The sequence below is a fragment of the Nocardia nova genome (genome assembly GCF_002933465.1).
Lineage (GTDB): Bacteria > Actinomycetota > Actinomycetes > Mycobacteriales > Mycobacteriaceae > Nocardia > Nocardia nova_B.
On the sequence record NZ_PSZE01000100.1, the window covers coordinates 1 to 819 of the forward strand.

Here is an 819-nt window from a genome sequence, read left to right on the forward strand (position 1 = left end):
GTTGCCCTATCACGTGTGGGTGCTGTGCGGGGACAGCGAAACCGCGGAAGGCTCCATGTGGGAGGCCCTGGACAAGGCCGGCTACTACCGGCTCGGCAACCTCACCGCCATCATCGACATCAACCGGCTCGGCCAGCGCGGACCCACCGAACTGGAGTGGGACCTGGACCGCTACGCCGCCCGCGTCCAGGCGTTCGGGTGCCGGTCGCTGATCGTCGACGGACACGATCTGGCCGACATCGACCGGGCACTCACCCAGGCCCGGGTCGGTGGGGACCAGCCGACGGTGCTGCTGGCTCGCACCATCAAGGCCAAGGGCGTGCCCGAGATCGAGGACCGCAACGGGTGGCACGGCAAGGCCCTGCCCCTCGAGATGGCTGAACGCGCCATTGCCGCACTCGGCGGGCCCAGCGACCTGCACATCACGACCCATCCTCCAGCCGCCGCGACACCGGCCATCACGGCCGACCCGACCGCCACGGTCACCCTGCCCACCTACGAACTGGGCGAGAAGGTGGCAACCAGGGTCGCGTTCGGCGCCGCCATCGCCGCTCTCGCCGTCCGCCCCGAGGTCGTCGTCCTCGACGGCGAGGTCGGCAACTCCACCCACGCCGAGGATTTCCACAAGGTCTGTCCGGACCGCTATTTCGAGATGTTCATCGCCGAACAGCAACTGGTGGCGACCGCGGTCGGGCTCGCCGTGCGCGGCTATGTCGCGTTCGCCGCCACCTTCGCGGTGTTTTTTGCCCGTGCCTACGACTTCATCCGGATGGCCGGCATCTCGCAGGTGAACATCCGGCTGGTCGGCTCGCACGCCGG

The 819-nt window shown here is 68.9% G+C and carries 1 pseudogene; it reads left to right on the forward strand.

The window, feature by feature from the left end:
• Positions 1-819 (forward strand): annotated as a pseudogene (locus tag C5E41_RS33015) (transketolase); the annotation flags it as partial.